General features: G+C 72.0%; 25 protein-coding genes. 10 read left to right on the top strand and 15 right to left on the bottom strand.

The features are described from left to right. Nucleotides 1-41: 41 nt before the first annotated feature. Complete coding sequence (locus tag ACF1G2_RS11380; protein ID WP_391798038.1) at nucleotides 42-1490, top strand: peptidoglycan D,D-transpeptidase FtsI family protein; 1449 nt, start codon at nucleotides 42-44, stop codon at nucleotides 1488-1490. A gap of 1 nt (nucleotide 1491) precedes the next feature. Here ACF1G2_RS11380 and ACF1G2_RS11375 read toward each other — a convergent pair whose 3' ends face one another. Beyond that, nucleotides 1492-2037, bottom strand: coding sequence for a GNAT family N-acetyltransferase (locus ACF1G2_RS11375; protein WP_391798037.1), 546 nt, complete (start codon nucleotides 2035-2037; stop codon nucleotides 1492-1494). Between the two features lie 68 nt (nucleotides 2038-2105). On the opposite strand from ACF1G2_RS11375, the gene ACF1G2_RS11370 reads away from it, so the two are divergent. Continuing rightward, on the top strand, nucleotides 2106-2495 hold the full coding sequence (locus ACF1G2_RS11370) for a hypothetical protein (RefSeq protein WP_391798141.1): 390 nt from the start codon (nucleotides 2106-2108) through the stop codon (nucleotides 2493-2495). Nucleotides 2496-2557: 62 nt separating this feature from the next. Next, nucleotides 2558-3754 carry an MFS transporter gene (locus ACF1G2_RS11365; protein ID WP_391798036.1) on the top strand — a complete coding sequence of 399 codons (1197 nt, stop codon included), beginning with the start codon at nucleotides 2558-2560 and terminating at the stop codon, nucleotides 3752-3754. A gap of 16 nt (nucleotides 3755-3770) precedes the next feature. Here ACF1G2_RS11365 and ACF1G2_RS11360 read toward each other — a convergent pair whose 3' ends face one another. Together ACF1G2_RS11360 and ACF1G2_RS11355 are read right to left on the bottom strand one after the other, a co-directional pair. Then, the gene (locus ACF1G2_RS11360; protein ID WP_391798035.1) at nucleotides 3771-4901 is read right to left on the bottom strand and encodes a hypothetical protein; all 1131 of its coding nucleotides are present in this window, start codon (nucleotides 4899-4901) and stop codon (nucleotides 3771-3773) included. Next, complete coding sequence (locus ACF1G2_RS11355) at nucleotides 4898-5842, bottom strand: 5-dehydro-4-deoxyglucarate dehydratase (RefSeq protein ID WP_391798034.1); 945 nt, start codon at nucleotides 5840-5842, stop codon at nucleotides 4898-4900. The genes ACF1G2_RS11360 and ACF1G2_RS11355 overlap by 4 nt, the downstream gene beginning before the upstream one ends. A gap of 223 nt (nucleotides 5843-6065) precedes the next feature. Between ACF1G2_RS11355 and ACF1G2_RS11350 the strand changes: the two genes are divergently transcribed. After that, on the top strand, nucleotides 6066-6875 hold the full coding sequence (locus ACF1G2_RS11350) for an NAD-dependent epimerase/dehydratase family protein (protein WP_391798033.1): 810 nt from the start codon (nucleotides 6066-6068) through the stop codon (nucleotides 6873-6875). A 130-nt stretch (nucleotides 6876-7005) separates the two neighbouring features. On the opposite strand, the gene ACF1G2_RS11345 is transcribed toward ACF1G2_RS11350, so the two are convergent. Further along, entirely contained in the window at nucleotides 7006-8031 is a 1026-nt protein-coding gene (locus ACF1G2_RS11345; protein WP_391798032.1) for an AraC family transcriptional regulator, read from the bottom strand. A gap of 69 nt (nucleotides 8032-8100) precedes the next feature. Between ACF1G2_RS11345 and ACF1G2_RS11340 the strand changes: the two genes are divergently transcribed. Further along, nucleotides 8101-8331, top strand: a complete 231-nt coding sequence (locus tag ACF1G2_RS11340) for a hypothetical protein (protein WP_391798031.1) — start codon at nucleotides 8101-8103, stop codon at nucleotides 8329-8331. A 45-nt stretch (nucleotides 8332-8376) separates the two neighbouring features. Beyond that, nucleotides 8377-9603, top strand: coding sequence for a TerD family protein (locus ACF1G2_RS11335; RefSeq protein ID WP_391798030.1), 1227 nt, complete (start codon nucleotides 8377-8379; stop codon nucleotides 9601-9603). A 70-nt stretch (nucleotides 9604-9673) separates the two neighbouring features. On the opposite strand, the gene ACF1G2_RS11330 is transcribed toward ACF1G2_RS11335, so the two are convergent. Continuing rightward, nucleotides 9674-11113, bottom strand: a complete 1440-nt coding sequence (locus tag ACF1G2_RS11330; protein ID WP_391798029.1) for an alkaline phosphatase PhoX — start codon at nucleotides 11111-11113, stop codon at nucleotides 9674-9676. A 380-nt stretch (nucleotides 11114-11493) separates the two neighbouring features. After that, nucleotides 11494-12948 carry a hypothetical protein gene (locus tag ACF1G2_RS11325; RefSeq protein ID WP_391798028.1) on the bottom strand — a complete coding sequence of 485 codons (1455 nt, stop codon included), beginning with the start codon at nucleotides 12946-12948 and terminating at the stop codon, nucleotides 11494-11496. 217 nt (nucleotides 12949-13165) lie between these two features. Here ACF1G2_RS11325 and ACF1G2_RS11320 point away from each other — a divergent pair, with 217 nt between their 5' ends. From ACF1G2_RS11320 to dapA, 3 genes are all read left to right on the top strand, one after another. Beyond that, nucleotides 13166-15013, top strand: coding sequence for an endonuclease/exonuclease/phosphatase family protein (locus ACF1G2_RS11320; protein ID WP_391798027.1), 1848 nt, complete (start codon nucleotides 13166-13168; stop codon nucleotides 15011-15013). 201 nt (nucleotides 15014-15214) lie between these two features. Next, nucleotides 15215-15664: a GNAT family N-acetyltransferase gene (locus tag ACF1G2_RS11315; RefSeq protein WP_391798026.1), complete on the top strand. Its 450-nt coding sequence runs from the start codon at nucleotides 15215-15217 to the stop codon at nucleotides 15662-15664. 113 nt (nucleotides 15665-15777) lie between these two features. After that, a complete protein-coding gene (gene dapA, locus ACF1G2_RS11310) occupies nucleotides 15778-16656 on the top strand; it encodes a 4-hydroxy-tetrahydrodipicolinate synthase (protein WP_391798025.1) in 879 nt (292 codons plus the stop codon). Here dapA and ACF1G2_RS11305 read toward each other — a convergent pair. The 4 genes from ACF1G2_RS11305 to ACF1G2_RS11290 form a co-directional block, all read right to left on the bottom strand. Further along, entirely contained in the window at nucleotides 16641-16859 is a 219-nt protein-coding gene (locus tag ACF1G2_RS11305; protein WP_391798024.1) for a hypothetical protein, read from the bottom strand. The genes dapA and ACF1G2_RS11305 overlap by 16 nt on opposite strands. A gap of 75 nt (nucleotides 16860-16934) precedes the next feature. Then, nucleotides 16935-17918 (bottom strand): 2,3,4,5-tetrahydropyridine-2,6-dicarboxylate N-succinyltransferase, encoded by a 984-nt coding sequence (gene dapD, locus ACF1G2_RS11300; RefSeq protein WP_352186255.1) that lies wholly within the window; start codon nucleotides 17916-17918, stop codon nucleotides 16935-16937. Nucleotides 17919-17961: 43 nt separating this feature from the next. After that, nucleotides 17962-18567, bottom strand: coding sequence for a TetR/AcrR family transcriptional regulator (locus ACF1G2_RS11295; protein WP_391798023.1), 606 nt, complete (start codon nucleotides 18565-18567; stop codon nucleotides 17962-17964). After that, nucleotides 18567-18887, bottom strand: coding sequence for a DMT family transporter (locus ACF1G2_RS11290; protein WP_391798022.1), 321 nt, complete (start codon nucleotides 18885-18887; stop codon nucleotides 18567-18569). Before ACF1G2_RS11290 ends, ACF1G2_RS11295 begins: the two co-directional genes overlap by 1 nt. Before the next feature lie 63 nt (nucleotides 18888-18950). Here ACF1G2_RS11290 and ACF1G2_RS11285 point away from each other — a divergent pair, with 63 nt between their 5' ends. Next, nucleotides 18951-20036, top strand: coding sequence for an oxidoreductase (locus ACF1G2_RS11285; protein WP_391798021.1), 1086 nt, complete (start codon nucleotides 18951-18953; stop codon nucleotides 20034-20036). Here ACF1G2_RS11285 and ACF1G2_RS11280 read toward each other — a convergent pair. The 5 genes from ACF1G2_RS11280 to sufC form a co-directional block, all read right to left on the bottom strand. Next, a complete protein-coding gene (locus ACF1G2_RS11280) occupies nucleotides 20026-20391 on the bottom strand; it encodes a VOC family protein (RefSeq protein ID WP_391798020.1) in 366 nt (121 codons plus the stop codon). The two genes, ACF1G2_RS11285 and ACF1G2_RS11280, sit on opposite strands and share 11 nt — an antisense overlap. 64 nt (nucleotides 20392-20455) lie before the next feature. Beyond that, nucleotides 20456-20794 (bottom strand): metal-sulfur cluster assembly factor, encoded by a 339-nt coding sequence (locus ACF1G2_RS11275; RefSeq protein WP_329121978.1) that lies wholly within the window; start codon nucleotides 20792-20794, stop codon nucleotides 20456-20458. Then, entirely contained in the window at nucleotides 20791-21252 is a 462-nt protein-coding gene (gene sufU, locus ACF1G2_RS11270) for a Fe-S cluster assembly sulfur transfer protein SufU (RefSeq protein WP_391798019.1), read from the bottom strand. Before sufU ends, ACF1G2_RS11275 begins: the two co-directional genes overlap by 4 nt. A 9-nt stretch (nucleotides 21253-21261) precedes the next feature. After that, nucleotides 21262-22530 carry a cysteine desulfurase gene (locus ACF1G2_RS11265; RefSeq protein WP_329121975.1) on the bottom strand — a complete coding sequence of 423 codons (1269 nt, stop codon included), beginning with the start codon at nucleotides 22528-22530 and terminating at the stop codon, nucleotides 21262-21264. Beyond that, complete coding sequence (sufC, locus tag ACF1G2_RS11260) at nucleotides 22527-23291, bottom strand: Fe-S cluster assembly ATPase SufC (RefSeq protein WP_352186263.1); 765 nt, start codon at nucleotides 23289-23291, stop codon at nucleotides 22527-22529. The genes ACF1G2_RS11265 and sufC overlap by 4 nt, the downstream gene beginning before the upstream one ends. Between the last annotated feature and the right edge of the window lie 6 nt (nucleotides 23292-23297).

The following is a 23297-nucleotide window of genomic DNA, read 5'->3' as shown; positions in this document are numbered from 1 at the left end:
TCAGGAACGCGGCGCCCCCGCTCGCTCGTCCCGCATATGGGATGAACAAGACGATCAGGCGCGCCTCGGCCTTCTCGCTGCTCCTGGTGCTCGCCCTGCTGGGCCGGGCGACCTGGGTGCAGGCGTACGAAGGCAAGGCCCTCGCGAACGACAAACAGAACCGGCGGCAGGTCATGGCGCAGTACGCGCAGCCGCTCGGGAACATCGTCGTGGCCGGTTCGCCGGTCACGGGCTCGAAGCGGACGGAGGGCGGTGACCTCGCGTACAAGCGTGACTACACCGACGGCGAGCTGTACGCGGCCGTCACCGGGTACAGCTCCCAGGCGTACGGCGCCACCCAGCTGGAGGGGATCTACTCCGACGTCCTGGACGGCACCGACACCCGGCTGAAGAACCCGCTGGACGCTCTCACCGGCAAGCAGCAGGAGCCGGGTGATGTGCTCACGACCATCGATCCGGCCGTCCAGAAGGCCGCGCACAGGGCGCTCGGCGACAACAAGGGCGCGGCCGTCGCCATCGACCCGAAGACCGGCAGGATCCTCGGGATGGTGTCCACCCCCTCGTACGACCCCTCCGCGATCGCCGGTCTGACCGACGGCGCCACCTGGAAGGAGCTGACGGGGGACGAGGACAAGCCGCTGGTCAACCGTGCTCTGAGGCAGCCGCTGCCGCCCGGCTCGACCTTCAAGCTGGTCGTCGCGGCAGCCGCCCTGGAAGAGGGTCTGTACGGCTCCGTCGACACGGCGACCGACAGCCCGAACCCGTACAGGCTGCCCGGCTCCACCCGCGACCTGGAGAACGAGAACCCCTCCGCGCCCTGTGAGAACGCCACGATCCGGACCGCGCTCCAGTACTCCTGCAACAACGTCTTCGCCAAGATCGCGGTCGATCTCGGCCAGGACAAGGTGAAGGCGATGGCGGAGAAGTTCGGCTTCAACGACGAGGAGCGGGACGTGCCGGTACGCGCCTACGCGAGTGTGTACCCGTCCGGCATGGACAAGGCGCAGACGGCGCTGACCGGCATCGGTCAGTTCGACGTGACGGCGACCCCGCTCCAGATGGCCATGGTGTCCGCGGCGATCGCCAACGACGGGCTCATGGCGGCGCCCCACATGGTCTCGAAGGTGGTGGACTCCGACGGGGACACCCTCGACTCCTTCGAGGACGGGGACGCCCGGCGGGTCGTCTCGTCCTCGACGGCGGAGCAGCTGCGCAGCGCGATGGTGACCGTGGTGGACAAGGGCACGGGCTCGAACGCGGCGATCGGCGGCGCCGAGGTGGGCGGCAAGACGGGCACCGCCCAGCACGGCGAGAACAACAGCAAGACGCCGTACGCCTGGTTCACCTCCTACGCGAAGGACGCGGACACCGGCAAGGAGGTCGCGGTCGCGGTGCTGATCGAGGACTCGGGCGCGGCGCGCTCGGAGGTCAGCGGCAACGGTCTGGCGGCCCCGGTGGCGCAGAAGATGATGAAGGCGGCGCTGAAGTGACCTACCGGTCCAGAGGCCTTGCCATGAAGAGGGCGGTCTCGCCCTCGGACGCGGTCCCGGTGTAGAGGGTGGTGTCCAGGCCGCAGAGCCGGAAGCCCATGCGCCGGTAGGCCCGTACCGCCGGGACGTTGACGCTGGTGACCTCCAGCCAGGCGGTGCGGGCGCCGTGTTCGCGGCCGTGGGCGAGGGCGCGGCGCATCAGCTCGCCGCCGATGCCGCGGCCGCGGTGGTCGGGGCCGACGGTGAGCTGGTGGACGACGAGCCGCCGGTTCCACTCCTCCACGCCGACGGCGATGAACCCGACGGGAGTCCCGTCGGCGTCGACGGCCACGATCTCGTGGCGTTCGTCGTCCGCTCCGCCGTCCCCCGGCTCGTCCTCCGCCGGGAAGACCTTGACCAGCGGCGGGTCGACGGCGACGAGCCGCAGCCCGAACCCGACGTCCCCGGAGGCGACTTCGTAGACGTATTCGGTGGTGAACGAGTCGTCGAGCGCGGCGAGGGCCGATTGGTCGGCAGGCCCCGCGACACGATATGCAAGGTCACGCATGAGCCGAGCATAGTTTCGAACCGCGGAGGACCGCTGTGCGACTGCCCCGTTCCCTGTCAGGCTGGACCATGGCCGTCTTCGGCCTGCTCGCCGCCGCGCTGGGGGTGGTGGGACTGGTGTCGCCCGACGCCCTGCTCGGCCTGATGGGCTTCGACCCCCTACCCGACGGGAGCCGGACGGACGGGGACCACACCCTGGTCTTCCTCACGGCCTCCTCGATGGCCGCGCTCAACATGGGCGTGTACTACATCCTGGCCGCGCTGGCGGACTGGAAGGCGTTCTTCCGCTGGACGGTCCCGTTCCGGCTCCTCACCTGCGCCGTCTTCACCCTCGCCGTCGTCACCGGACGCGCCCCGTCCGGCTTCCTCGGCGTGGGCCTGTGGGAGGGCCTGGGCGCCCTGGTGACCTGGGCCGCGCTGCGCCACGAGGACCGGGCGGGCTCGAAGGCCGTGGCGTGACCCCGTCCCTCTAGGGCATCTGCCCGATCCGCGTGCCCCGCCTCAGGGGCCAGGCTGCGGGCATGAAGTGGACTGCGGGTCTCTATCTGTCCGGGGTACTGGTGTCGGGCTTCGGCTCGACGGCGATGTGGCTGGCGTCGGGGATCTGGGTCAAGTCCCTGACCGGTTCGGACAGTCTGGCGGCGCTGACCGTGTTCGCCCTGTGGGCGCCGGCGCTCGTCGGGCCGCTGCTCGGCGCGGTCGCCGACCGGGTGCGGCGGCGGCCCCTGATGGTGTGGTCGAACGCGGCGATGGCGGCTCTGCTGCCGGTCCTGCTCTGGGTCGACCGGGCGGACCGGGTGTGGCTGCTGTTCGCCGTCCTCGTGCTGTACGGGATCCAGGGCACCGTCCACGACGCCGCCGAGGTCGCGCTGGCGGCGAGCGCGCTCGACAGGCGGCACCTCGGGGACTTCAACGGGCTGCGGACTACTGTCGACGAGGGCGTGAAGCTGGTCGCCCCGCTCGTCGCGGCGGGTCTCTTCGCGCGGTACGGCGCCGGGCCCGTGGCGCTGCTCGACGCGGTGACGTTCGCGCTGGCCGCGGGCATGTTCGCGCTGATGCGGATACGGGAGGAGAGGCCGGTGCGCCCGGCCTCGGCGCACTGGCTGCGCGACACGGGCGAGGGACTGCGCACGATCCTCGCCTCGGCCGTCCTTCGCCCGCTCGTCCTGGCCGGGTCGTTCACGATGCTGCTCGCCGGGGTCAACGGGGCGGCGATCTACACGGTGGTGGATCAAAGGCTCGGCCACTCCCCGGCGTACGCCGGGGTGTTGTACGCGGCGCAGGGCGCGGGCTCGGTCGTCACGGGCCTGGCGGCAGGGCCGGTGCTGCGGCGCGTCCCGGGGTGGTCGGCGGCCGCCGCAGGGCTGGCCCTCTTCGCCGTGGCGGCCGGCCTCCGCGCCGTCCCCTACGACGGCGTGGCGCTGGTGGCGAGCGGACTGATCGGGGTGGGCCTGCCGCTCGTCCTGATCGCCGTGATGACGGCGGTCCAGCGGGAGGTCCCCGCGGACGCCGTGGGCCGGGCGGCGGCGACGGCCCACACCCTGGTCTTCGTCCCGAACGCGATCGCCCTGGCGCTGGGCGCGGGCCTGGTGGCCCTCGTCGACCTCCGGGTGCTGCTGCCGCTGCTGGCCGTCGCCGGGCTCGCCGGGGCGAGCGCCCTGGCCGCCCGTGGGGCGGCGGCCGGGCGGGTCGACGCCCCGGCGCGGGCGGACGTCTGAGGCGTCCGCCGGTACCTCAGCCGAGCGTCCGCAAGGCCTTCGCCACCAGGGCGAGGTCGGCGTCGGAGGCCAGACCCGCGTGGTAGAGGCGGAGTTCGGTGGCGCCCTCGGCCGCCGCCCGCCCGGCGTCCTCGGCGAGCGTGGCGGGGGAGCCTCCCATGCCCGTCACCACGCCGATGTTGGCCGCGAGGACGGTGCCCGGTCGGGCGGCGCGGGCGAAGGGGGCCACGGAGGCGGCCGGGGTGACGACGCCGTCCGCGACCCCGAGGACGTGCGCCGGGTCGGTTCCGGCGTTGGCGCCGCAGCGGTACGGGAGCGGGTCCGCGTGGAGCAGGACGCGGAAGCCGGGCGCGGCGGCCGCGCGGACGGCGGCGACGGCGGCCTCCTGGAGGGTGCGGGCCGTCCGGGTGCGCCAGGCGAGCACCGGCTCCTCGAAGGCGTCGAGCCTCCGTGCCGGGCCCCCCGCCCACACCGGCTCCAGCGCGTTCCGCACGGCCGCGGCCAGCGCGTCGGGATCGACGGCCTCCTCCCCGTACCCCTGCCGGCAGGAGGGGCAGAAGCAGAGGGACATCAGGTACTGCTCGCGGTCGCCGAGCGCGACGCCCGCGGTCTTGTCGTGGGCGTGGAGGTGGGCGAGGCCGTACCAGCCGCATGACTCCAGCTCGGTGCCGGCCGCTCCGGGCCGTACCGCCGCTTCGGCCGCCAGGTCCACCAGGTAGGCCCGGACGTCGGGTCGGGCGATGCAGGGCGCCCAGGGGTAACGGTCCCCGTAGGCGTTGACGACCGAGCTCGCCGGATGGTCGGCGCCCAGAAGGGAGTTGTGGGCGAGGACGACCCAGCTGTGGACCTCCAGGCCGGTGTCCGCGAGCGCCCGCGCCGCCTCGCCGTAGGCGTCGCCGGGCGCCCACTCGCCCGCCTCGTACGGCCGCAGCCCACGCCCGGACCAGCGGGCGCCGTCCGGCGGGTAGAGCACGGCGGCGTGTTCGGCGGTGACGACGCGGTGTCCGGGGTGCCGGGGCGTCAGGGCGCGGGTGGAGTGGTACGCGGAGGCGAGCGTGACGCTCGTGACGCCCAGGTCCGCGAGGCGTCCGGGCGCGGCCGGGTCGCCGACGACGTCCCACGGGTAGACGAAGGTCCCGGTCCTCACGCGCCGCCCCCGCGCTGCGCGCCCCCGAGCAGCGCGCGTCCGCGCTCGATGATCGTGGCGAGTTCCTTCAGGTGCTCGGGAGCGGGCTCGCTGAGCGGCGGCCGTACCTCGCCGACGTCCAGGCCTCCCATCCGTACCGCGGCCTTGACGAGGGAGACGGCGTAGCCCCGGCCCTTGGCGCGGAGTTCGACGAGAGGCCGGTAGAAGCCGTCGATCAGCCGTTCCACGGTCGGGTCGTCGCCGGCCGCGAGGGCACGGTGGAAGGCGAGGGCGATGTCGGGGGCGAAGCAGAAGACGGCCGAGGAGTAGAGGGTGACGCCGATGCCCCGGTAGGCGAGTCCGGTGAGCTCGGCGGTCGGCAGTCCGTTGAAGTAGAGCAGGTCGAGGCCCTCGGAGCGTACGGCGCTGATGATGCGCTGCATCAGGTCGAGGTCGCCGAGGCCGTCCTTGAGGCCGATGATCCCGTCGGTCCGGGCCAGGGCGACGGCCGTCTCGGGGGTGAGGATCGCGTTGTCGCGCTGGTAGACGATGACGTCGAGGGAGGTGGCGGCGGCGAGTTCGGTGTAGTGCCGCAGCAGTCCGGCCTGGTCGGCGACGACGAGGTACGGGGGCATGGCGAGGAGCCCGTCCGCGCCCGCCTCCTCGGCAAGCCGCGCGTACCGGACCGCGAGCGCCGTGCCGTAGCCGGCTCCGGCGAGGACGGGGACCCGGCCGGCGGACTCCTCCACGGCGGCGGCGACACAGGCGTGGAACTCCTCGGGGGTCAGGGCGTGGAACTCGCCCGTGCCGCAGCAGGCGAAGACCGCGGCGGCGCCCGCCTCGATGCCCGCGTGGACGTGCGCGCGGAAGAGGCCGAGGTCGACGGTGCCGTCCGGGGCGAAGGGGGTGACGGGGAAGAACAGCAGGCCGTCGAGCCGTTCGGCGAGCGGGGCTGTGGTCACGGGCGCTCCCAGAGAAGTCCGTCGTGCACCGTCGTGCACAATTCTGATTGTTGTCCATATTCTTGAACACCTGCACGCTAGAACAGCCCTGAAGTGGTGGTCAAGGCTCAAACCCGTCTCGACCGTGCGGTCTTGACGGAGTGTGTGCGCTCTTGACGCTCATCGGGCGCGTCCCTACCGTGTCCACGTTTGTGAATGCGATCCATGGACGGAGACCCCTCGCATGCCCACACCCCGTACCGTCCTGCTCACCGGCGCCGCCGGCGGCGTCGGCACGCTGATGCGCGCCCTGCTGCCCGCGTACGGATACGAGCTCCGCCTGCTCGACGTGGCACCCGTCGACGGAGCGCCGGACGCGATCGTCGCCGACCTCGCGGACCGGGACGCGCTGCGCGAGGCCGTCCGCGGCGTCGACGCGGTCGTCCATCTCGCCGGGATCTCCCTGGAGGCGGAGTTCGAGAAGATCGTCGCCGCGAACATCACCGGCCTGCACCACCTCTACGAGGCCGCGCGCGAGGAGGGGGTGGGCCGGATCGTCTTCGCCTCCAGCAACCACGCCGTCGGCTTCACCCCGCGCCCGCGCGAGGACGGCCCGGTGATCCCCGTCGACACCCCGCACCGCCCGGACACCTTCTACGGCCTGTCCAAGTGCTTCGGCGAGGACCTGGCCCAGTTCTACTGGGACAAGCACGGCCTGGAGACCGTCTCCGTGCGGATCGGCTCCTGCTTCCCCGAGCCGACCTCCGTGCGCATGCTGTCGATGTGGCTGAGCCCGGCCGACTGCGCACGGCTGCTGCACGCGGCGCTCACCGCCGAGGGCGTGGGGCACACGGTGGTGTACGGATCGTCCGCCAACACGCGGCTGTGGTGGGACCTTTCCTCCGCACAGGCGCTCGGGTACGAGCCGCGGGACGACTCGGAGCCGTACGCGGAACGGATCACCGCCGAGCAGGGGCTGCCGAAGGAGGACGACCCGGCCCACGCCCATGTGGGCGGCCACTTCTGCACGGAACCCCCGCGCTGGCCGCACTGACGGCGGGCGGGGGAAGCGGCGGAGGACGGGGCGGTCCTACACGGGCCCGGCCGGACTTTTGCGGGGGCGCCGGCCGGACCCGGGTCACAGCATGCTTGGCACACGCGACAGAAGGAACGTTACGGCTGCCTCATGTGCGGCTGCGATCCGCTGAGCGCGGCGACTGTCCGCGGAACGCGGCGGATCCGGCGGCGGAGCCTCGCAGCGTCTGCGAAGGCGTCTCCCCGAAGCGGGTCCGGTACTGCGCCGCGAACCGGCCGTGGTGCGCGAAGCCCCAGCGCCAGGCCACCTCGCTCACGCTCAGCTCGCCCGGCTCCGCGCCCCGCAGCTCCTCGTGGACCCGTTCGAGCCGGACCTGACGGACGTACGCCATCGGCGACATACCCACGTACTCCCGGAACGACTCCTGGAGCCGGCGCACGCCCACCCGTGCGAGACCGGCGAGTTCGGTCGTGGTGAAGGGGTGCTCGGGGCGGGCGCGCACGGCGTCCATCGCCCGCTTGACGGGCGCGGGCCGCAGCGGTTCGCCCGGATGGGCCAGCTCGTCGCGCCACGGGTGCTCGGCCGCGAGCAGCAGCCCGTTGAGCAGCGCCTCCTGGAGCGGCACGGCCACCAGCGCGTGATGGGCCAGGCTGTCTCCGGCCAGCGCCTCGTGCGCCACCTGACGCGCGAGGCGCACCCAGCTCAGGCCGGGGCCGCAGGTGGTGTCCAGACGCGGCGCGAAGGCGAGGCGGCCGCGCGGCGGGCGCCCGAGCAGCCCTTCGAGACGTTCGTGCAGCGCGGCCGCGTCGATCTTGACGGAGAGGGTGCGGCAGTCCCCGCTCCAGCGCTCCAGGACGGTGTCCCCGCACGGGTCGAGCAGCACCGCCTCGGCAGCCGTCGCGACGACCGGGGCCGCGCCGCCCTGGCGCAGCTCCATCGTCCCGCCGAGCGGGGCGTTGACGTGGAAGGCCCCGAGCTCCCCGAAGCGCATGCGGACGTCCGCCCCGCAGGACAGGTCCCCGATGACCAGCGGCCCGAGGGCGACGGTGTCGAAGCGCGCCGCGAAGGGCCGCTCGCGCCGCTCGATGACGTCCATGAAGTTGGCGTAGTACCGCGCGTCGATCTCCTGCCGCGCCTGGTCCACGTCCTGCGTACGAAAAGAGCTCCCACCCACGAACGGAAGAATACGATCCGCTCGAATATTCATATGACGGACCTGCCAGGGACCGGCAGGATGCCCGTCATGCCACAACCCCAGGGATTCAGCTACGAGCAGCGCGCGGACGGCACGGTCGTCATCACCCACCGAGGACGCGCCGCCGGGACCCTGCGCGGCGGCCGCGCGGAGAAGTTCCTGGCGGAGGTGGGGTCGGCGGACGCCCAGCTCGTCATGGCGCGCTGGACGGGCGCGTACAAGTTCGGCAACGAGCGCACGGCCCGGAACCACCCCCGTAACCGGAGTGGCCGAAGGTAGGGAAGGTAAGGGAACGGCAAAGCTGTCTCGCTCGTTAGCCCTGGCATGACCGCTATGACCCCCGGCTCGAACATCCCGCTCTCCGCCGCGCGCGTGGCGGTGGACGTCGCCGCTCCGGTACGGCTCGACGTCTCGGGCCTCCTGCTCAGCGCCAACGGCAAAGTCCGCTCGGACGACGACTTCATCTTCTACAACCAGCCTGCCGGCCCCGGTGTGAGCTACCGCTCCGGCGGCGGCTCGGCCCCGGACGCGATCGTCGTGGACACCGGCGCCGTGCCGTCCGGCATCGAGAAGATCGTCGTCACCGCGAGCCCCGACGCCGCCGGCCAGACCTTCCAGGGCATCGAGCCGACGGCGACGATCCGCAACGCGGACGACGGCAGCGTCCTCGCCACCTTCACCCCGCCGCAGCTCGGCACGGAGACGGCCCTGGTGGTCGTGGAGATCTACCTGCGCAACGGCGCGTGGAAGGCCCGTGCGGTGGGTCAGGGGTACGCCGACGGGCTTGCGGGCATCGCCACCGACTTCGGCGTCTCGGTCGACGAGGAGCCCGCGGCCGCGCCCGCCGCCGTCCCGGCACCCGCGGCGCCGGTCGCGCCTCCGGCGGCCGCGCCCGTGGACCCGCGGGTCGCCGCCCCGACGCCTCCCCCGCCTGCCGCTCCCCCGGCGGCCCCCTCGGCCCCCGTCGCCACCGGCAAGATCAACCTGGACAAGGGCCGGGTCAACCTCCAGAAGAACCAGACCGTGTCGCTGGTCAAGGGCGGCCGTCCGCTGCTCTCCCAGGTCAAGATGGGCCTCGGCTGGGAGCCCGCGTACCGCGGCAAGGACATCGACCTCGACGCCTCGGTCATCGCGTACGGCCCCCAGCGCAACCACCTGGACAGCTGCTACTTCGGCAAGCTCTCCATCCTGAGCGGGGCGATCAAGCACTCCGGCGACAACCTGACCGGCGAGGGCGCCGGCGACGACGAGGTCATCGTCGTCGACCTCGGCCGCCTCCCCGCCGACGCCACGGGCCTGGTCTTCACCGTCAACTCGTTCTCCGGCCAGAAGTTCACCGAGGTCGCCAAGGCGTACTGCCGGCTGATCGACGCGGCGACGGGCGAGGAGCTGGTCCGCTTCGACCTGACCACGGCCGAGCCGCAGACGGGCGTGATGATGGCCAAGCTCATCAAGCAGTTCACCGGCGAGTGGGAGATGACGGCGATGGGCGAGTTCGTGAAGTCGCGGACCGTCCGGGGCATGGTGAAGCCCGCCGCGCAGGCGCTCTGAGGACACCGGACACGCGGAAGGGGCCCGCCGGTCACCCGGCGGGCCCCTTCCGTCGTTCCGCCGAACCGGGTCAGCGGCGCGGCTGGCGGCGCCACGGGCCGGTGACGGCGACCATGATGCCCGGGTCCTGGATGTTGGCGTAGAGGGTGTCGCCGTCGGGCGAGAAGACGACGCCGGTGAACTCGCTGTCGTTCAGGTCGTTGCGGGCGATGGGGTAGGTGCGCCCGCGCTCGGTGGCGCCGAAGAGGTGCTGGACGCCCTCGCCGTCCTCGGCGATGACGAGACCGCCGTACGGGGAGACGGTGATGTTGTCCGGGCCGTCGTAGGCGCCGTCCTCGTCCGGGTTCGCGTTGACGCCCAGGAGGACCTGGAGGGTCAGGGTGCGGCGCTTGGGGTCGTAGAACCAGACCTGGCCGTCGTGCGCGGCGCCCGGGCTCTCGTCACGGGCGTACGAGGAGACGATGTACGCCCCGCCGTCGGCCCACCACATGCCCTCCAGCTTGCGTGCGCGGGTGACCTCGTCGGGGCCGAACTGCTCGCGGACCTCGACCTCGCGGCCGTCGCGGTCGGGGACGTCCAGCCAGTCCACGCCGTAGACGGTGCCGATCCGGGTGGCGCGGGAGAGGTCGTCGACGAAGCGGCCGCCGGAGTCGATGCAGCGGGGTGCCTGGAGGACGCCTGCGTCGTCGGCGAGGGTACGGAGCCTGCCGCGGCCGTGCTCGAAGCCCTTCGGCGGCACCCAGCGGAAGAAGAGGCCGTTCGGCTCGGAGGCGTCCTCGGTGAGGTAGGCGTGACCGCGCTTGGGGTCGATGACGACGGCCTCGTGGTCGTAGCGGCCGAACGCCTTGATCGGCTTGGGGTCGCGGTTGGCGCGGCGGTCGCGGGGGTCGACCTCGAAGACGTAGCCGTGGTCCTTGGTCATGCCGTTCTCGCCGGCTCGGTCGGAGTTCTCCTCGCAGGTGAGCCAGGTGCCCCAGGAGGTCCGGCCGCCCGCGCAGTTGGTGGAGGTGCCCGCGATGCCGACCCACTCGGCGACGGTGCCGTCGCGGTGCACCTCGACGACGGTGCAGCCGCCGGACGCGGCGGGGTCGTAGACGAGGCCCTCGGTCAGCGGGACCGGGTGCGTCCAGCCGGAGCGCTTGCCCTTGAGCTCGTGGTTGTTGACCAGGAGGGTGGTGCCGCGCGGGCCCGCGAAGGTGGCGGTGCCGTCGTGCTTCTGCGGGGTGAACTCGCCGGACTCCAGCTTGGTGACACCGCTGTGGGTGATGACGCGGTACGTGAAGCCGGCGGGGAGGGCGAGCACGCCGGCGGGGTCCTCGACGAGAGGACCGTAGCCGAGCCGATGCCGGTCGCCCGAGTCCGCGAGGTCGTCGGCGCGGTCGTCGAGCCGGTCGTCCGCGGTGGCGAGCGCCTCGGGTGCGGTGGCGAGGGCGGCGACCGATCCGGTCAGGACGAGGCCGGCTCCGGCGGCGGTGGAGTGCTTGGCGAACTCTCTGCGGTTGAGAGGCATGGCGTGTTCGTCTCCCTGTCGTCACCCGGTGTCGGGCACACGGTCCCGCCCACGCACGAACGAGAGTTGAACGGAGAGGCGCCCCCCGATGAACTGCGCCCCGGCGGAGGGACACGCGGCCCGCGGGGCCGCCAGGGCGGTTGGCCACCGGGCCGGGCGGGGGCGCCCGCCCGCCGAGCACCGCACGCGGGCGGCAGCCGCGCGCACCCCCGCCGCGCGCCGCACATGAGCGGCCGCGCACACCCGCCGCGCCCCGGCGCCCCGCCGCGCGTACTCCCGCCGCGCGCCGGCGCCCCTCGGCTCCGCGTCGCCGAACGTCCGCGGCCGGCCCCGGACGCCTTCGCCACCCGGTGGCGGCCCACTCCGCAGCAGGCCGCCGCCTACGACCCCGTGCGGGACCTTGCCTTGAAGGCCGCCTTGCGGGCTTCCTTGGCCGCCGCCTTGTCGGGGTGGAGCCGGCCCATCGCCTCCAGGACCTCGGCCGTCGCCGGGTGCTCCACGCGCCAGGCCGCGTCGAAGAAGCCGCTGTGGCGCCCGGTCAGCCCCTCGATCAGCTCACGGAGTTCGTCCAGGTCGCCCCGGGCGTCCAGCTGCGCCGCGATCGTGTCGATGGCCAGCCAGAAGATCATCGACTCCGACGGCGCCGGCACGTCCGCGGCCCCGCGCTCCGCGAGCCAGACCCGGGCGAGCCCGCCCAGTTCGGCGTCGTCGAGCACCTCCCGTACGGCGGGCTCCGCGTCCGGGCCCACGAGGGAGAGCGCCTGCTGGCAGTGGAGCCGGCGCAGCGGCGAGCCCGCGTCGGCGCCCCGCGCCGCGGCGAGCAGCTCCCGCGCCGCGCTCACGGCGTCGCGCCCGGCCAGCCAGCCCACGGTCTCGGCGCGCGCCGCCGGCTCGGGGTAGACCGCGAGACCGTCGAGGAGCACGTCCGCTCCCTTGTCGGCCAGTTCGCCGACGGCCGGCGCGTCGACGCCCGCCTCCAGCAGCCGGGCCCGTACGCCGTAGAGGCCGAGCGGCGTCAGCCGGACCATGCCGTACCGCGTGACGTCCTCGTCGTCGACCTCGTCGATCCGCGCGGTGGGCTCCTCGCCCTCCTCGACCATCAGCGCCTCGTCGACGGGCTGGTACTCGACGAGCCCGATCGGTTCGAGCAGCCGGAACTGCTCGTCCAGGCGCATCATCGCCTCCGAGACCTGCTCCAGGACGTCGTCGGTCGGCTCGCCCATGTCGTCCGGGACGATCATCGACGCGGCGAGCGCCGGCAGCGGCACCGGGCCCTCGCCCGGCCCGCCCTCGCCGACCGTCAGCAGGTACAGGTTGCCGAGCACGCCCTCCAGGAACTCGGCCTCCTCCTCCGGGTTCCAGTCGAGCAGCTCGAAGTCGATCTCGCCGTCCTCGCCGATGACGTCCGCCAGGTCGTCGAGTACGGGGGCGGTGGCGTCGGCGAAGACGACGTCCAGGCCGTCGAGCCAGATCGCGAGGACGTCGAGCGGGGCGCCGCCGGTGAGGAGGCCGAGGTTCTCACCCGGGGCGACCGCGCCCGGGGTGTCGTCCTCGTCGCCGTCCTCGACGTCGACGAGCCCGGTGTCGACCGCGAGGCGCCATGCCTCGCTCGCGTACGCCTCGCCGTCCTCGTCCGACGCGAGCCCCAACACCTCTGCGGCGGCGGGCAGTTGCTCGTCGACGAGTTCACCGCCGGCGCCGACCCTGGTCTCGGGCCCGGCCCAGCGGGCGAGCCGTGCCGCCCGCGCCAGGAGGGGTGCGGCCAGGGCATCCCGCGCCAGCTCCGCGTCCGAGTGCAGCTGAACGGGGGGCAGGGTGGGGCGATCCGGTGCCATCTGGGGTCTTCTCCTCGAAGGGCCTGCGAGTCCGGGGGGCCGGTCGTGCGGTCGGCGAACGGACTTCAGCGTAGACGCATTTCCCGTCCGGCCCGCCGGTTCACCGAGGCGTCAGCCTTCGTACACCCGTCGACTCTTGACAAGTCCACCGCTCAGCCAAGAGATTGACGCGCGTAGATACATCGACCGTTCATCCAAGTGCCTCCGGAGCCCCCTGATGCCTTCCTCCATACCGAGATCCGCGGCCGTGGCCGCCGTCGTGTCGGCCGCCCTCGCGGCCGGACTCCTCGCCGGCTCCACCGCCTCGGCGGACACCTCGACGGAGACCGCCGCCGGTGTCCGTATCCACGACATCCAGGGCACCACCCGCGTCTCGCCCCTCGTCGGCACCCAGGTCACCGGCGTCACGGGGATCGTGACCGGTGTGCGCACCTACGGTTCGCGCGGATTCTGGATCCAGGACCCGCAGGCCGACGACAACCCGGCCACCAGCGAGGGCCTGTTCGTCTTCACGAGCTCGGTGCCGACCGTCGCGGTCGGCGACGCCGTCAGCGTCAACGGCACGGTCGGCGAGTACGTCCCCGGGGGTCTGAACTCCGGCAACCAGTCGCTGACGCAGATCTCCAAGCCCACGGTCACCGTGGTCTCGCAGGGCAACCCGGTCCCGGCCCCCGTCACGATCTCGGCCTGGTCCGTCCCGGACGCGTACGCGCCCGAGGGCGACGCCGCCGCGGCAGGCTCCATCAACGGCCTCACCCTCAAGCCGAGGCACTACGCCCTGGACTACTACGAGTCCCTCGAGGGCACCAACGTCCGGGTCGGGACCTCGCGCGTGGTGGGTGCCACCGACCCGTACTCCGAGCTCTGGGTGACGGTGAAGCCCTGGGAGAACCGCAACTGGCGCGGCGGCACGGTCTACGGCTCGTACGACGCGCAGAACACCGGCCGGCTCCAGATCCAGTCGCTGACCCCGATCGCCCAGCAGCCCTTCCCGACGGCGAACGTCGGCGACGTGCTCTCCGGCACGACCGAGGGCCCGCTCGACTTCAACCAGTTCGGCGGCTACACGCTGACGGCGCGCACCCTGGGCACGGTCGTCGACCGCGGCCTGGAGCGCGAGGTCACGGACCGGCAGCACAAGAACGAGCTGGCGGTCGCGACGTACAACGTCGAGAACCTCGACCCGTCCGACCCGCAGGAGAAGTTCGACGCGCTGGCGGCGGCCGTGGTGACGAACCTGGCCTCGCCCGACATCCTCGCCCTGGAGGAGATCCAGGACAACAACGGCGCGAAGAACGACGGCACGGTCGCCGCCGACCAGACGCTGAAGAAGTTCACCGACGCCATCCTGGCGGCGGGCGGCCCGGCGTACGAGTGGCGCTCGGTCGACCCGGAGAACAACAAGGACGGCGGCGAGCCCGGCGGCAACATCCGCCAGGCCTTCCTCTTCAACCCCGAGCGCGTCTCGTTCACCGACCGCGCGGGCGGCGACGCCGTCACCGCGACGGGCGTCGTGCGCGGCGAGGGCGGCGCGCCCGAGCTGACCCTGTCGCCCGGCCGGATCGACCCGGCCAACACGGCCTGGGAGAGCAGCCGGAAGCCGCTGGCGGGCGAGTTCACCTTCCGGGGCCGCACCGTCTTCGTGGTCGCCAACCACTTCGGCTCCAAGGGCGGCGACGAGTCCCTGGTCTCGCACCACCAGCCGCCGGTCCGCTCCTCGGAGGCGAAGCGCCTGCTGCAGGCGCAGGCCGTCAACGCCTTCGTGAAGGACGTGCTCTCGATCCGGAAGAACGCGGACGTCCTCGTCCTCGGCGACATCAACGACTTCGAGTTCTCGGAGACGACGAAGGCGCTGACGGACGGCGGGGCGCTCTACCCGGCGGTGAAGTCCCTGCCGCGCAGCGAGCGCTACTCGTACGTCTTCCAGGGCAACAGCCAGGTTCTCGACCAGATCCTGACCAGCCCGGGGATCGGCCACTTCGAGTACGACAGCGTCCACATCAACGCGGAGTTCGCGGACCAGAACAGCGACCACGACCCGCAGGTCCTGCGCTTCCGCCCGTGATGCCGCGCGTTACGCGCCCGCGCCGAGGCTCGGCGCGGGCGCGTAGCGCCGCACACCACCGCCCACCACGCCCGGGTACGTCTGCACCCTCGCCCCACTGCGGCGTCGACGAGCCGATCCCGTCCCCTGGCCGGGTGACCCCGGTCTTCGACCTCGACCTTGCTCGAGGTCGAGTCCTTCCGCCCGTGCGACACTTCGGACATGATCCTCCGCCCCGCCGTCCGCGCCGAACTGCCCGCCGTCCTCGCCCTTCTCGCCGACGAGGAGAGGGTCGTGGACCCCGCGTCGGTGACCGTCACGGAGGCGTACGAGCGGGCCTTCGCGGCGATCGTGGACGATCCGCGCAACGAGATGCTGGTCCTCGTCGACGGTGACGCGGTCGTCGGCTGCCTGCAGGCGACGTACGTCCCCGGTCTCGGCAAGGGCGGCGCGGAGCGGGCCCTGATCGAGGCGGTGCGGATCAGGGCCGACCGGCGGGGCGGCGGACTCGGACGGGAGCTGCTGCGCCGGACGGTGGAGCGGGCGCGGGCGCGTGGCTGCGGGCTCGTCCAGCTGACCAGCGACAAGCGGCGGACGGAGGCCCACCGGTTCTACGGATCGCTGGGCTTCGCCCGGGAGCCACGACGGCTTCAAGCTCGCGCTCCGACCTGACCGCGACCCGGCATCCGCGGCGGGGTCGACCGACCCACTCTTCAGTGACACTTAGCTCTCACCCCAAGAAGAACTAAGTGGACCTTCAGCGTCAGGGCACGCAGACTTCCCGGATGAGCACTGAACGCCCCTTCGGCCGGGCCCTCTGCGCGATGATCACTCCGTTCACCGCCACCGGCGGGCTGGATCTCGACGTCGCCCGCGAGCACGCCGCCCATCTGGTCGCCGAGGGCTGCGACGGCGTGGTCCTGAGCGGCACCACCGGCGAGTCCCCCACCACCACGGACGCCGAGAAGGCGGCGCTGATCGAGGCGGTCCGCGAGGCCGTCGGCCCCGGTCCGGCCGTGGTCGCGGGCGTGGGCACCTCGGACACCCGTCACACCGTGGAGCTGGCGCGCCAGGCCGAGAAGGCGGGCGCGGACGGGCTCCTGGTCGTCACCCCGTACTACAGCCGCCCGCCGCAGGCCGCCGTCGAGGCGCACTTCCTGAAGGTCGCCGACGCGACCGGTCTGCCGGTGATGCTGTACGACATCCCCGGCCGCACGGGCACCAGGATCGAGCCGGAGACGATGCTGCGGCTCGCCGCCCACCCGAGGATCGTCGCCGTCAAGGACTGCTCCTACGACCTGCTCGGCTCCTCCCGGGTGATCGCCCGCACCTCGCTCGCGTACTACTCCGGCTGCGAGGAGCTGAACCTCCCGCTGTACGCGGTGGGCGGCGCCGGATACGTCAGCACGGTGGCCAATGTGGCGCCCCGCCAGATGCGGGCCGTGCTCGACGCCTTCGACGCCGGCGACACGGCCGGGGCCGCCCGGCTCAACGGCCTCACCCTCCCGCTCGTCGAGCTGATGATGGCCTCCGGCCTGCCGGGCACGGTGACGGCCAAGGCCCTCCTCGGCGACTTCGTCCGGGAACCGCTGCAGCCCGCCGGCCTGGAGGCGGTCGACGGGCTGCGGGCGGCGTACGAGGATCTGGTTCAGTCGAACACGTAGGTGGTGCCGAACAGCGCCGCGTGTTCGAGGACGTCCTCCAGCGGGTCGTCGATCTGACCGGTGTGGAGGGTGAGGTTCGGACCGTTCGAGACGTACGGACCGTTCTGCGTCCGTGTGTGCGTCTCGTCCGCGGAGGCGACCGCGGCCGGCAGGAGCACCGCCGCCACGGTCAGCGCTCCGACGATGGTGGGCCTCGTCCTCATGTCGACTCCTCGCCTTGTCTGCTCGTGTGACCACGTCATCCTGTTAACGCAGCGTCACACGAGCAGGTCACGGCCTCAGTTGTGGCTGTGGAGGATCTCGTTGAGTCCGCCCCACACCGCGTTGTTCGGGCGGGCCTCGACGGCACCGGTCACCGAGTTGCGGCGGAAGAGGATGTTGTCGCCACCGGACAGGTCGCGGGCCTTGACGATCTCGCCGTCGGGCATCGTGACGCGCGTACCGGCGGTGACGTACAGGCCGGCCTCGACGACGCACTCGTCGCCGAGCGCGATGCCGACGCCCGCCTCGGCGCCGATGAGGCAGCGCTCGCCGATGGAGATGATGACGTTGCCGCCGCCGGAGAGGGTGCCCATGGTGGAGGCGCCGCCGCCGATGTCGGAGCCGTCGCCGACGACGACGCCGGCCGAGATGCGGCCCTCGACCATCGAGGTTCCCAGCGTGCCGGCGTTGAAGTTGACGAAGCCCTCGTGCATGACGGTCGTACCGGCGGCGAGGTGCGCGCCCAGGCGGACGCGGTCGGCGTCGGCGATCCGGACCCCGGCGGGGACGACGTAGTCGGTCATCCGCGGGAACTTGTCGATCGAGGTCACCTGGAGGTGCAGGCCCTCGGCGCGCGCGTTGAGGCGGACCTTCTCGATGTCGTCGACGGCGACCGGGCCGAGCGAGGTCCAGGCGACGTTGGCGAGCAGGCCGAAGACGCCGTCGAGGCTCTGGCCGTGCGGCTTGACCAGCCGGTGGCTGAGCAGGTGCAGACGCAGGTACGCGTCGTGGGCGTCGAGCGGCTTGTCGTCGAGCGAGGAGATGACGGTACGGACCGCGACCACCTCGACGCCGCGGCGGGCGTCCACGCCGAGTGCCTTGGCGGCGCCCTCACCGAGGGCGTTGACGGCGGCGTCGGGGGTGAGCCGCTCGGTACCGGCGGGCCCGGGCGCGTCGGTCAGCTCGGGGGCGGGGAACCAGGTGTCGAGAACGGTGCCGTCACCGGCGATGGTGGCGAGGCCGGCGGCGACGGCGCCGGTGGTGCGAGGAGCAGTGGTCATGCGGAAAACCTAACGTTCGGGGCCCCGCCCGGGCCAACCGGTCTCAGGTGTCGGTCGAGCGTCCCGGCGGATCCGCCAACGCCCGCGCCACGGCCCTCGTCGGATCACCCGGCAGGAGACGCGCCAGCATCTCGCGGGCGTACTCCTCGTCGTACGTCCCGTCCGTCAGCAGGACCTGGAGGCAGATGCCGTCCAGCAGCGCGACCAGCGCGCGGGCCGTCGCGGAGTCCGTCCGCCGCGAGAGGACCTCGGTGACGGCGTCCGTCCACTCCGCGGCGACCGGCCGCAGCGCGGGGCGGCGGAGCGCGGCGAGGTAGAGCTCGTACTCCAGCTCCACCCCCGTCCGCGCGCCGCCGATCCACTCCCCCGTCAGCCGGGCGAGGGCGGCGGCGAGGTCGGTGTCCGGGTCGGCGAGCGCCGGGCTCTCGCGCAGCTGCCGGCCGAAGCCCTCGCCGGCCTGGCGCAGCGCGGCGACGAGGAGTTCGTCGAGGGAGGCGAAGTGGTACGTCGTGGAGCCGAGCGGCACGTCCGCCTCGGCCGCGACCGTACGGTGGCTGAGCCCGTCGATGCCCCGGGCACCGACCACGCGGAGCGCGGCGTCGACGATTCGCTGCCGGCGCTCGGGGTCGTGGCGGCGGGGGCGGGCCATCAGTGCGCGCCCCCCATGTTGAGCACGAGGACCCCGGCGATGATCAGGAGGACCCCGGCGACCTTGGCGACGCTGAGCGCCTCGTTCATGAAGAGGATGCCGATGACGGCGACGGCGGCGGTGCCGACGCCGGACCAGATCGCGTAGGCCGTGCCGACCTGGAGGGTCCTGAGCGCCTGGGCGAGCAGGGCGAAGGCGATCAGATAGCCGGCGCCCGTGACGACGGAGGGCCAGAGCTTGGAGAAGCCCTCGCTGTACTTCATCGAGACCGTCGCGATGATCTCCGCCGTGATGGCGCCCGCCAGCAGTCCGTATCCCATGCGTACCATCGTACCCAACGATGTGTACGGTCGTACGCAAAGCCTCCCGCTACGGTGTCCCGCATGACGTATCCCTCGGGGCCGTACGGCTACGGCTACGCTCCCCCGCCCCCGCCGCCGAAGCCCGGCGTGATACCCCTGGCGCCGCTCGGTCTCAGCCAGATCCTGACCGGCGCCTTCGCCACCATCGGCCGCTACTGGAAGCAGCTGCTCGGTGTGGCCACGGCCGCCTTCGGCGGGGCGCTTGTGCTGGTCGCGGCGGTCGGCGGCCTCGCGTACGCGGCGGTCGCGGACCACGTGCCGCGCGTCTTCGACCTGCCGAGCGGGCAGGAGCCGAGCTGGGACGACGGCCGCCCGCTGCTGGTCGCCTTCGGTCTCGTCTGGCTGATCGCCATGGCCGGGATGCTGCTGGCGAGCGCCGTGGTGTCCGCGGCCTGCCCGGCCGTCCTCCAGGAGGCGGTGCTCGGCCGGCGCACGACCTTCGGCGCGGTCTGGCGCCGCGCCTGGTCGCGGGTGCCGTCGGTGATCGGCACGGTCTTCCTGACGATGCTGGTCGCCTTCGTGCCCGTCGCCCTCTTCATGGGGGCGATGATCGGATTCATGATCGCGCTCGTCACGGCCGCGTCGAACGCGGGCAGCGGGTCGGACTCGGCGATGACCGCGTCCGGTCTCGCCCTCGTCGCCTTCCTCGTCGCCCTCGCCACGATGCCGCTGGCCACCTGGATCTGGGTGAAGCTCAGCCTGGCTCCGACGGCGGCCGTCTTCGAGGGGCAGGGCGCGACGGCCTCCATGCGCCGCTCCAGCGAACTGGTGCGCGGCTCGTGGTGGCGGATCTTCGGTGCGCTGCTGGTCGCGGGTCTCATGGCGGGGCTGGCGAACGGGCTGATCCAGCAGATCCTCAGCACGCTTCTGTCGTTCCCGGTCTCGTTCACGGCCGCGTCCGGCTTCGAGACCCCGGGCGAGGTCATGATCGCGCTCGTACCGGTCATGCTGATCGTGGTCGTCGGCGGCATGCTGGCGCAGGCCGTCTGCTCGGTCTTCCCGCCCCTGGTCACCGGTCTCGTCTACGTCGACCAGCGGATCCGCAAGGAGAACCTCGCCCCCGCCCTGGTGCAGGCCGCCGGGACGCCGTCCCCGTTCAGTCCGTGAGCGACCGCTTCGGCCGCAGCACGCAGAACTCGTTCCCCTCGGGGTCGGCGAGGACGACCCAGGTCGCGTCCTCGCCCTGACCGACGTCGATCCGGCGGGCGCCGAGCCCGATGATCCGCTCGACCTCCGCGTCCCGGTCGTCGGGCGAGAGGTCGATGTGGAGCCGGTTCTTGACGGTCTTGGACTCGGGCACCGGCAGGAAGCACATCCCCGGCCAGGTGTGCTCGTCGGCGCCGATGACGATCTCCTCCTCGTCCTCGAAGAGGATCTTCCAGTCCAGGACCTGGGCCCAGAAGCGGGCCTGGCCCGGGAGGTCGTGACAGTCGACGGCGAGGTGGTACATGCGAACGGCCATGCCCTTCAGTCTTCCTGAAGAGCATGGCCGTTCGACAGTACGAAACGGTCGGACGCCGAGAACGTCAGACGTTGAACCCGAGCGCGCGGAGCTGCTCGCGGCCGTCGTCCGTGATCTTGTCCGGGCCCCACGGCGGCATCCAGACCCAGTTGATCTTCAGCTCGCTGGCGATGCCGTCGGTCGCGGACTTCGCCTGGTCCTCGATCACATCGGTCAGCGGACAGGCCGCCGACGTCAGGGTCATGTCCAGCGTGACGACGTTGGAGTCGTCGATGTGGATGCCGTAGATCAGGCCGAGGTTGACGACGTCGATGCCCAGCTCGGGGTCGACGACGTCGTACAGCGCCTCGCGGATCTCTTCTTCGGAGGCCGGCTTCATCGTGGCCTCGGCGTTCTCGGTCATGCCGACTTCCTCTCCGCGTCGCCCAGAGCCTGGGCCGTCGCGTCCTTCCACGCCATCCAGCTGAGCAGCGCGCACTTCACCCGGGCCGGGTACTTGGAGACACCCGCGAACGCGACCGCGTCCTCCAGGACCTCCTCCATGGCGTCGTCCGGCTCGATCTGGCCCTTGGACTGCATCAGCTCCAGGAACGTGCCCTGGATCTTCTGCGCCTCCTCCAGCTCCTTGCCGACGAGCAGCTCGTTCAGGACCGAGGCCGAGGCCTGGCTGATCGAGCAGCCCTGACCCTCGTAGCTGACGTCCTCGATCCGCGAGCCGTCGTACTTCACCCGTAGCGTGATCTCGTCGCCGCACGTCGGGTTGACGTGGTGCACCTCGGCGTCGCCGTCCCGAAGACCGCGCCCGTGCGGGTGCTTGTAGTGGTCCAGGATGACGTCCTGGTACATCGAATCCAGCTTCACGACCAGCCCCTACCCGAAGAAGTTCCGTACGTGCTCAAGTCCCTCGACCAGGGCGTCGACCTCGGCCGGGGTGGAGTACAGATAGAACGACGCTCGCGTGGTCGCAGGAATTCCGTACCGCAGGCAGACCGGCCGCGCGCAGTGGTGGCCGACGCGGACCGCGATGCCCTGCTCGTCGAGGACCTGGCCCACGTCGTGCGGGTGGATGTCACCGAGCACGAAGGAGATCGCCGCGCCGCGGTCCTCGGCCGTGGTGGGGCCGATGATCCGCAGGTCCGGCACCTCCTGGAGCCGGCGCACGGCGTACTCGGTGATCGCGTGCTCATGGCGCGCGATGTTCTCCATGCCGATCGCGGACAGGTAGTCCACCGCCGCGCCGAGGCCGACGGCCTGGGCGATCGGGGGCGTACCGGCCTCGAACTTGTGCGGAGCGGGCGCGTACGTCGAGGAGTGCATCGAGACGGTCTCGATCATCTCGCCGCCGCCGAGGAACGGAGGCAGGTCCTCCAGGAGCTCCTGCCGTCCCCACAGCACGCCGATGCCGGTCGGTCCGACCATCTTGTGGCCGGTGAAGGCCACGAAGTCGGCCTGCAGCGCCTGCACGTCGAGCACCATGTGCGGGGCCGCCTGCGAGGCGTCGATGCAGACCAGCGCACCGACCTCCTGCGCACGCCGGATGATCGTCTCGACCGGGTTGATCGTGCCCAGCAGGTTCGAGACCAGCGTGAACGAGACGATCTTGGTCTTCTCGGTGATGACCTCTTCGATGTTCGAGAGGTCGAGACGGCCGTCGTCGGTGAGGCCGAACCACTTCAGCTTCGCGCCGGTGCGCTGCGAGAGCAGCTGCCACGGCACGATGTTGGAGTGGTGCTCCATCTCCGTGATGGCGATCTCGGTCTCGTGGTCCACGCGGTAGGGCTCGTCGGCCCAGCCCAGCATGTTGGCCACGAGGTTGAGCGACTCGGAGGCGTTCTTGGTGAAGATCACCTCGTCGCGGCTCGGCGCGTTGATGAACGCCGCGACCTTGTCACGGGCGCCCTCGTAGAGCGCCGTCGCCTCCTCGGCGACCGTGTAGACGCCGCGGTGGACATTGGCGTTGTGGCGCTCGTAGTAGGTGTTGAGCGCGTCGAGCACCTGGCGCGGCTTCTGCGAGGTCGCCGCGGAGTCCAGGTACACGATCTTCTTGCCGTCGTGGACCACGCGATCCAGGAGCGGGAAGTCCTTGCGGATCGCCTCGGTGTCGAGGAGGCCGGAGAGCCCCTGATGGGCAGATGTCACGCGGATGCGCCACCCTTCACGTACTTGTCGTAGCCCTCGGCCTCCAGCTGGTCGGCGAGCTCGGCGCCGCCGGACTCGGCGATGCGGCCGTTCGCGAACACGTGCACGAAGTCGGGCTTGATGTAGCGCAGGATGCGCGTGTAGTGGGTGATCAGCAGGGTGCCGACCTCGCCGGTCTCACGGACGCGGTTGACGCCCTCGGAGACGATGCGGAGCGCGTCGACGTCGAGGCCGGAGTCGGTCTCGTCGAGGATCGCGATCTTCGGCTTGAGGAGCTCCAGCTGAAGGATCTCGTGACGCTTCTTCTCACCGCCGGAGAAGCCCTCGTTGACGTTGCGCTCGGCGAAGGCCGGGTCCATCTGGAGCTTCTCCATGGCCTCCTTGACCTCCTTCACCCAGGTACGCAGCTTGGGGGCCTCGCCGCGGACGGCGGTGGCGGAGGTGCGCAGGAAGTTGGAGACCGAGACGCCGGGGACCTCGACCGGGTACTGCATGGCCAGGAAGACGCCGGCGCGGGCGCGCTCGTCGACCGACATCTCCAGGACGTCCTCGCCGTCCAGGGTCACGGTGCCACCGGTGATCGTGTACTTCGGGTGGCCCGCGAGGGAGTACGCCAGGGTCGACTTGCCGGAGCCGTTGGGGCCCATGATGGCGTGGGTCTCGCCCTGCTTCACGGTCAGGTCGACGCCCTTGAGGATCTCCCGGGGGCCGTTCTCGGCCTCGACGGAGACGTGCAGGTCGCGGATTTCAAGCGTTGCCATGGGTGA

The organism is Streptomyces sp. NPDC013457 (genome assembly GCF_043089925.1).
In the GTDB taxonomy this organism is placed as follows: domain Bacteria; phylum Actinomycetota; class Actinomycetes; order Streptomycetales; family Streptomycetaceae; genus Streptomyces.
The sequence above is the reverse complement of the archived record's forward strand: the minus strand, read 5'-3'. Positions and strand labels throughout refer to the sequence as shown.